6 protein-coding genes are annotated in these 7569 nt (G+C 67.6%); 1 reads left to right on the top strand and 5 read right to left on the bottom strand.

Features of this window, described 5'->3' with window-relative positions; genetic code table 11:
* Positions 1-164: 164 nt before the first annotated feature.
* Together ACWDMM_RS25010 and ACWDMM_RS25005 are read right to left on the bottom strand one after the other, a co-directional pair.
* Entirely contained in the window at positions 165-602 is a 438-nt protein-coding gene (locus tag ACWDMM_RS25010) for a type II toxin-antitoxin system Rv0910 family toxin (RefSeq protein ID WP_195080485.1), read from the bottom strand.
* 33 nt (positions 603-635) lie between these two features.
* Positions 636-1853 carry a lipid-transfer protein gene (locus tag ACWDMM_RS25005; protein ID WP_449939814.1) on the bottom strand — a complete coding sequence of 406 codons (1218 nt, stop codon included), beginning with the start codon at positions 1851-1853 and terminating at the stop codon, positions 636-638.
* Positions 1854-2197: 344 nt separating this feature from the next.
* On the opposite strand from ACWDMM_RS25005, the gene ACWDMM_RS25000 reads away from it, so the two are divergent.
* Entirely contained in the window at positions 2198-2779 is a 582-nt protein-coding gene (locus ACWDMM_RS25000) for a TetR/AcrR family transcriptional regulator (RefSeq protein ID WP_195080632.1), read from the top strand.
* Between the two features lie 113 nt (positions 2780-2892).
* Here the strand turns inward: ACWDMM_RS25000 and ACWDMM_RS24995 are convergent, their stop codons facing one another.
* The 3 genes from ACWDMM_RS24995 to ACWDMM_RS24985 form a co-directional block, all read right to left on the bottom strand.
* Positions 2893-4032 carry an MFS transporter gene (locus tag ACWDMM_RS24995; protein ID WP_449939844.1) on the bottom strand — a complete coding sequence of 380 codons (1140 nt, stop codon included), beginning with the start codon at positions 4030-4032 and terminating at the stop codon, positions 2893-2895.
* Positions 4033-4387: 355 nt separating this feature from the next.
* The gene (locus tag ACWDMM_RS24990; RefSeq protein ID WP_039795772.1) at positions 4388-5605 is read right to left on the bottom strand and encodes an NADP-dependent isocitrate dehydrogenase; all 1218 of its coding nucleotides are present in this window, start codon (positions 5603-5605) and stop codon (positions 4388-4390) included.
* A 354-nt stretch (positions 5606-5959) separates the two neighbouring features.
* A complete protein-coding gene (locus tag ACWDMM_RS24985; protein ID WP_195080483.1) occupies positions 5960-7495 on the bottom strand; it encodes an MFS transporter in 1536 nt (511 codons plus the stop codon).
* Positions 7496-7569 lie beyond the last annotated feature (74 nt).

Here is a 7569-nt window from a genome sequence, read left to right as displayed (position 1 = left end):
CTCCGGGCCTGACCGCTCATGCTGTTTCCTCTCCGGCACGAGCGGGGCCCTGCGTGGTCACACTCCGCTGCCGCCTCCGGGCCTGACCGCTCATGCTGTTTCCTCTCCGGCACGAGCGGGGCCCTGCGTGGTCACACTCCGCTGCCGCCTCCGGGCCTGACCGCTCATGCCGCGGAGGCCAGGGCGTCGAGTTGGTCGAGGGAGCGGTCCAGCTGTTTGATGCCGTCCTTCTCCACCGCTTTGCCGAGCGCGCCCTTGATCAACGCGCCCTCGAAGTCGCCCGACACCAGGATGGTGCTGCCATCGCCGTTGGGCCTGATGTCGAAGGTGAACTCGGTCCGCACGCCCGCCATGCCGGTGCCGCCCAGGGTCAGTTTGTTCGGCGCGTCCACCGAGACGATCGTCCACTCCAGCTTGTTCGCCATACCGAGCATCACGATCTTCGCGACCAGCTTGGCGCCCGCGCTGAGCACAGCGGGCGGCTCCTCCATGAAGCGCTCGTGGATGGTGAACCACTTGTCCCAGCTGTGCGGGTCGGAGACGACCGCCCACAGGGCTTCGGGGGCGGCGTTGACGTCCTTGGCGGCTTCGATGTGTCCCATGTGTTGCACTCCTCGTCGAGTTCGGCGGGCCGGTCAGCGGTCGGCGCGCTGGTAGGCGGTGACGACGGCCGCGCCGCCGAGTCCGATGTTGTGTTGCAGGGCGGCGGTGACGCCGTCCACCTGCCGCTTGTCCGCCGCTCCGCGCAGCTGCCAGGTCAGCTCGGAGCACTGCGCGAGACCGGTCGCGCCGAGCGGGTGTCCTTTGGAGATCAAGCCGCCGGAGGGGTTGACCACCCATTTGTCCCCGTAGGTGGTCCGGCCGTCGTCGATCAGCCGGCCCGCTTCGCCCTCGCCGCACAGACCGAGCGCTTCGTACAGCAACAGTTCGTTGGCCGAGAAGCAGTCGTGCAGTTCGATGACCTGGAAGTCCTCCGGGCCCAGTCCGGACTGCTGGTAGACCTTCCGCGCGGCCTGGACGTTCATGTCGTAGCCGATCAGGTTCTTGGCGGTGTTGTCGAAGGTCGAGGCGAAGTCGGTAGTCATCGCCTGGCCGACGATCTCCACCGCCTGCCCGGCGAGATCGTTGGCGTCGACGAACTTCTCGCTGGCGAGGACGACCGCGCCGGACCCGTCGGAGGTCGGCGAGCACTGCAATTTGGTCAGCGGGTCGTAGATCATGCGCGAGGCGAGAATGTCTTCGAGGGTGTATTCGTCCTGGAACTGCGAATACGGGTTGTTCACCGAGTGCTTGTGGTTCTTGTGGCCGATCTTGGCGAAGTGCTCGGCGGTGGTGCCGTACTGCTTCATGTGCTCGCGCCCGGCCGCGCCGAACATCCACGGGGCCACCGGGAACAGCACCTCGGAGATCTCGGCCAGCGCCATGACGTGCTTGGCCATCGGCTGCTCGCGGTCGTCCCAGGTGGACGCGAGCGAGCCCGGCTGCATCTTCTCGAAGCCCAGCGCCAGCGTGCATTCGGCCAGCCCGCCCCGGATCGCCTGCGCCGCCAGATACAGCGCCGTGGAACCGGTGGAGCAATTGTTGTTCACGTTGACCACCGGGATGCCGGTCATGCCGAGTTCGTAGACGGCGCGTTGCCCGGAGGTGGATTCGCCGTACACATAGCCGACGTAAGCCTGTTCCACCCGGTCGTAGGCGATTCCCGCGTCCGCGAGCGCCTTGGTGCCCGATTCCCTGGCCATGTCGGGGTAGTCCCAGGCGCGGGTGGTGCCGTCGGCTTCCTCGACCGTGCGGCGGCCCGGCTTCTCGAACTTCGTCATGCCGACACCGACGACGTAGACCTTGTTCGCCATCGAACTCCTCAGATTGTGCGTACGTCGCGAGCGACGGAACGAGTGGAAACAAACATACAAGGTTGTATGTAAGTGAACAAGGGTCGTGCCCGATAGCGCCGAGACACGGCGAATAACCAGCCGATTGCGTCGCATCTGCTACATACAGTGAGACATGCTTGTTTCCTCGCTACCGGCTGCATGGCGGATTACTGACCCGCAGCAGAGGTCCCCGCCCCAGGGGGCCGGCCACCCACTCGGAATGGCGGAACATACAGCACTGTATGTAAGTGTAAGATCGTGCGGTGGCCAGGAGCGTAGTCGTGAAGCAGCAGCGCCGGACGCAGGAGCAGCGCAGCACCGAGATGCGCACCCGGTTGCTGGACGCGACGGTGGACTGTCTGGTCGAGTACGGATATTCGGGCACCACCACGCCGCGGGTGGCCGAACGCGCCGGGGTGACCCGCGGGGCCCAGGTCCATCACTTCGGCTCGAAAACCGATCTGGTCGTGGCCGCGATCAGCCATCTGGCGCAGCTGCGCGCCGAGACCGCCATGCGGGAGATGTCGCGGGTCGAAGCGGGCGACGATCCGGTGGCGGCGGCGCTGGATTTCCTGTGGGACCTGCACCAGGGTCCACTGTTCATCGCGACGGTCGAACTGTGGGTGGCCGGGCGGACCGACCCGGTGCTGGCGGCGGCGATGGAGAAGGTCGAGCCGTTCGTCAACAACGCCGTCTTGCTGTCGGTGGCCCGTTTCGTGCCGGACGACGTGCGGCGCAAGGAAGCGCGCGACTTCATCTACACGGCGATGGACGCGCTGCGCGGCATCTTGATTTCGAACTTCATCGATCCGGACGACGAACGCGCCCGGCGGCGGTGGCGGCGGGCCTCGGCGCATCTGCACGAGATCGCGGGGCGGGCCCTGAGCAGCCGACCCACCGAATAGTCCGGCGCGCACCGGCCACGAGGTTGTCACGCCGCGCGATCACCCCACCGATGGAGCAGTCCCGCGGAAACGATTCCGATCCGTCACGATGCCCGCGTCGGCCGCCACCCCGGCTACCCGCGTGATCGGCGCGCCGTCCAGACCGTCAGCGCGAACAACACGACGCCGGTCGCCGCCAAGGCCGTGCCGACCACCGCCGGGGCCGTGTAACCGAGACCCGCGGCGATGACCAGACCGCCGAGCCAGGCGCCCGCCGCGTTGGCGATGTTCAGGGCGGCGTGGTTGAGGGCGGCGGCGAGGGTCTGGGCGTCGGCCGCGACGTCCATCAGACGGGTTTGCAGACCGGGCGCCAGCGCGGCTCCGGAAGCGCCGACCAGCAGCGCGCCGAAGGCCGCGGTGTACGGGTTGTGCGCGGCGGCGACGAACCCGCCGAGAATCACCGTCATCGCGAGCAGGGACATGCCGACGGCACGGTCCACGCCACGGTCGGCCAGCGCGCCGCCGACGATGTTCCCGATCACCATGCCGACGCCGAACAGCATCAAGACCAACGGAACCGCCCCGGTCCGCAGACCGGCGACGTCGGTGAGCGTGGTCGCGATGTAGGTGTAGACGGCGAACATGCCGCCGAATCCGACGGCGCCGACCAGCAACGTCAACAGCACTTGCGGACGGCGCAGCGCACCGAGTTCGGTCCGCGGATCGGTCACCGTGATGCCGGTGAGTTCGGGAACGAAGCGCAGCAGCGCCGCCACCGTGGTGACACCGATCAGCGCGACGACCACGAACGCGTCGCGCCAGCCGAGATGCTGGCCGAGCCAGGTAGCTGCGGGAACGCCGACAACATTGGCGGCGCTCAACCCCAGCATAACCGCGGCAACCGCCTTGGCCCGCTGCCCTGCCGGGGCGAGAGTGGCGGCGGCCAGCGAGGCGACGCCGAAGTAGGCGCCGTGCGGCAGACCGGAGACGAATCGCGCCAAGACCAGCGTCTCGAACGAGGGCGCCAGAACGGTCGCCGCATTTCCCACGGTGAACGCGACCATGAGCGCGACGAGCAGGCGCCTGCGCGGCATCCGGGCACACAGCGCCGCGATCAGGGGCGCGCCGATCACCACACCGAGCGCGTAGGCCGACACCGCATGCCCCGCGGTCGGCTCGGAGACGCGCATGGCCGAAGCGATGTCCGGCAGCAAACCCATGGTGACGAATTCGGTCGTGCCGATCCCGAATCCGCCGAGGGCCAGCGCGAGCATGGCGGGCACGTGCCAATCGGTGCGTCCGGGCGGAGCGGAGGTGCTGGCGATCACGGGGGTGGTCACGTGTTCATGTAACCGGCCCCGGCCCGCATTCGCTTCCCCGGCGAACGTGAGTTCGCCCACCGGGAGCATGAACGACGCAGGTCAGCCCGACCAGCGTGCCGCTCGGTCCTGCCGGAGTCGGAGTGAGCCGACCCAGCTGACCTGCGCCCACGACTCGGCGAATCGGCCGCGAAAACAATCCGGGCACCCGTTCCACCGATGGCGGGGCGGGTGCCCGATGTTCAGCCCGGCGCTGGGTGAGCACCCAGCGCCGGCGTCGGCCGAGCGCCGTGGCTCGGCCCGCGTGAGCTCAGCGCAGCGCGCGAGCCAGGTTGGCGTCCAGCGCGCCGAGGAACTCCTCGGTGCTCAGGTAGCCCTGGTCACCGCCGACGAGCAGCGCGAGGTCCTTGGTCATCTGGCCGCCTTCGACGGTCTTGATGACGACGTCCTCCAGGGTCTGCGCGAAGCCGATCACCTCGGGGGTGTTGTCCAGCTTGCCGCGGTGCTCGAGCCCGCGGGTCCAGGCGAAGATGGACGCGATCGGGTTGGTCGAGGTCGGCTTGCCCTGCTGGTGCTGGCGGTAGTGCCGGGTGACGGTGCCGTGCGCGGCCTCGGCCTCGCAGGTGCGGCCGTCCGGGGTCAGCAGCACCGAGGTCATCAGGCCCAGCGAGCCGAAGCCCTGCGCCACCGTGTCGGACTGCACGTCGCCGTCGTAGTTCTTGCACGCCCAGACGTAGCCGCCCTCCCACTTCATCGATGAGGCGACCATGTCGTCGATCAGCCGGTGCTCGTAGGTCAAGCCGGCGGCGTCGAACTGGCTCTTGAACTCGGCGTCGAAGATGTCCTGGAAGGTGTCTTTGAACATGCCGTCGTAGGCCTTGAGGATGGTGTTCTTCGTCGACATGTACACCGGGTAGTTCTGCTGCAGGCCGTAGTTGAACGACGCCCGCGCGAAGTCCTCGATGGACTTGCGGAAGTTGTACATGCCCATGACGACGCCGCCCTCGTCCGGCATCTTCACGACCTCGTGCACGATCGGCTCGCTGCCGTCGTCCGGGGTGAAGGTCACGGTGACGGTGCCGCCCTGGAACACCTTGAAGTCGGTGGCGCGGTACTGGTCGCCGAAGGCGTGACGGCCGATGATGATCGGCTTGGTCCAGCCAGGCACCAGGCGCGGAATGTTCGAGATGATGATCGGGGCGCGGAAGATGGTGCCACCCAGGATGTTGCGGATGGTGCCGTTGGGCGAGCGCCACATCTTCTTCAGGCCGAATTCCTTGACCCGCGCCTCGTCCGGGGTGATGGTGGCGCATTTCACACCGACGCCGTGCTTCTTGATGGCTTCGGCGGCGTCGACGGTCACCTGATCGTCGGTCTTGTCGCGGTATTCGATGCCGAGGTCGTAGTACTCGAGGTTCACGTCGAGATAGGGGTGGATCAGCTTGTCCTTGATGAACTGCCAGATGATCCGGGTCATCTCGTCGCCGTCGAGTTCTACGACGGTGCCTTCAACCTTGATCTTGGACATGGATCTTCGTGTCCTCCTAGGATGGTGCCCTCATTGCACGGCCAGGCGAACACGCTTGTGAGCGGACCCCAGCTGTTCCAACAGACAACGTATATGTCCCGCGTTGTCGGCGGGACATGTGGTGCAAACAAGACAAGCGTACTGCTGCCGAAGTCCTCACCGCACGGGCAGCCCCCGGAGTGAGCTGGACCACCTTTGTTACCGATTGGTAGGCAATGCCTTCCAGCGCCTCGGCGGGCACCCGTACCACCGCCGTCGTCGCCATGATCCGCCTTCCGTCGCGGCTCGGCAACCGTCCAGCACACAACCGGCCCGCGCGACGCCGTCACGTCGCGCGGGCCTCGTTCCAGCGGATCAGACCGCGACCGGAAGCCGCGTTCCCTCCTCCGAACCTTCGATCAGGTTCTCCGGCCGGTCCCGGATCATCAGCGCGATGATCGGGACGGCCGCGAGGAAGAACCCGGCGCCGACGTAGAAGGCCACGTCGTAGCTGTGGATCGCGGCCCGCGCGGCCAGGTTGTCGATGCCGGGGTTGTCGTGCGCGAAGGTCTTGGCGACCTGCACCGAGATGGTGGTCAACAGCGCCGTCCCGACCGCGCCGCCCACCTGCTGCGCCGCGTTCAGCAACGCGGAGGCGACGCCGGAGTCCTCTTCCTCCACCTGGTGCAGCGCTACCGTCTGCATGCCGACGAACAGCGGACCCATGCCGAGCGCGATGAGCACCTGAGCGGGCAGCACACCGGCGAGGAAGCTGTCGCCGTAGCTCAGCTGCGCCAGCAGCAGCAGGCCGATGACGCCGAGCACGGCCCCGGCCAGCATCAGCGGACGCGGGCCGAGTTTCGGCAGCAGGGCGCTGGTGACACCCGCCGAGATCGCGATGCCCGCGGGGAAGGGCAGGAACGCGAAGCCCGCCTTCAGCGCGGAGTAACCCAGCGTGATCTGGAAGTAGAAGCTCAGGAACAGGAACATCGCGAACATCGCGATCGGGATGAGCAGCGCGGCCAGGAACGCGCCGCCCCGGTTGATCTCCCCCGGGATGTGCAGCGGCAGCAGCGGGTTCGCCGAGCGCCGTTCGATCGCGACGAAGGCGACGAGCAGCGCCAGCCCGGCGACCAGCAGCGCGAGAGTGCTACCCGCCAGCCAGCCGTCGTCAGCGGCGCGGCTGAAGCCGTACACGATGGCGATCAGTCCGAGCGTCACGGTGACGGCACCGGGCACGTCGTATCCCCCGCTGCGCGGCGCAGGCACGTCCTTCGCCACCCAGGCCAGCGCACCGACCAGCGCGATCAGCGCGATCGGCGTGTTGACCAGCAGGCACCACCGCCAGGAGGCGTATTCGGTGAGCGCGCCACCCGCGATCAGGCCCAGGGCCGCGCCGCCCGCGGAGATGCCCGCGAACACACCGAACGCGGTGGCCCGCTCGCCGGGCTCGGTGAACGTCACCGACAGCAGCGAAAGCGCGGCGGGAGCAAGCAGTGCGGCGAACGCGCCCTGCAGCGCGCGTCCGGCGAACAGTTCCGCGCCGGTCTGCGCGAGACCGGCTAGTGCCGAAGCGCTCGCGAAGCCGATCAGGCCGACGATGAAGATCCGGCGCCGGCCGAGGTAGTCGGCCAGCCTGCCGCCGAGCAGCAGCAGGCCGCCGAAGATCAGCGTGTAGGCGGTGAGCATCCATTGCCGGTTGCCGTCGCTGATGTCGAGATCACGCTGCGCGAACGGCAGCGAGATGGTCACGATGGTGGCGTCCAGCACCACCATGAGCTGGGCCAATGCGATCACCGCCAGCGCGAGCCACCGCGCTGAACCGCTCGCCTTCCGCGGCGCGTGCACCGCTGTCGCCGTCTCCGTCACGGTCTTCTCCTCGTCCCTCGATGTCTCGAGCCATCCTGTCATCGAGCGACATTTGGCGTCAAGCGAAAAATGTCGTGATACGACATTTGACTGTTAAGGACAGGAAAACGGCAGGT

The sequence above is a fragment of the Nocardia sp. NPDC003726 genome (assembly GCF_053586955.1).
This window is presented reverse-complemented; position numbering and strand designations above follow the sequence as displayed.

Excerpts from the sequence above, each read along its gene's own strand:
- ACWDMM_RS25010 (WP_195080485.1), bottom strand. The coding sequence starts at position 602 with ATGGGACACATCGAAGCCGCCAAGGACGTCAACGCCGCCCCCGAAGCC.
- ACWDMM_RS25005 (WP_449939814.1), bottom strand. The coding sequence starts at position 1,853 with ATGGCGAACAAGGTCTACGTCGTCGGTGTCGGCATGACGAAGTTCGAG.
- ACWDMM_RS25000 (WP_195080632.1), top strand. The coding sequence starts at position 2,198 with ATGCGCACCCGGTTGCTGGACGCGACGGTGGACTGTCTGGTCGAGTAC.
- ACWDMM_RS24995 (WP_449939844.1), bottom strand. The coding sequence starts at position 4,032 with ATGCTCGCGCTGGCCCTCGGCGGATTCGGGATCGGCACGACCGAATTC.
- ACWDMM_RS24990 (WP_039795772.1), bottom strand. The coding sequence starts at position 5,605 with ATGTCCAAGATCAAGGTTGAAGGCACCGTCGTAGAACTCGACGGCGAC.
- ACWDMM_RS24985 (WP_195080483.1), bottom strand. The coding sequence starts at position 7,495 with ATGACAGGATGGCTCGAGACATCGAGGGACGAGGAGAAGACCGTGACG.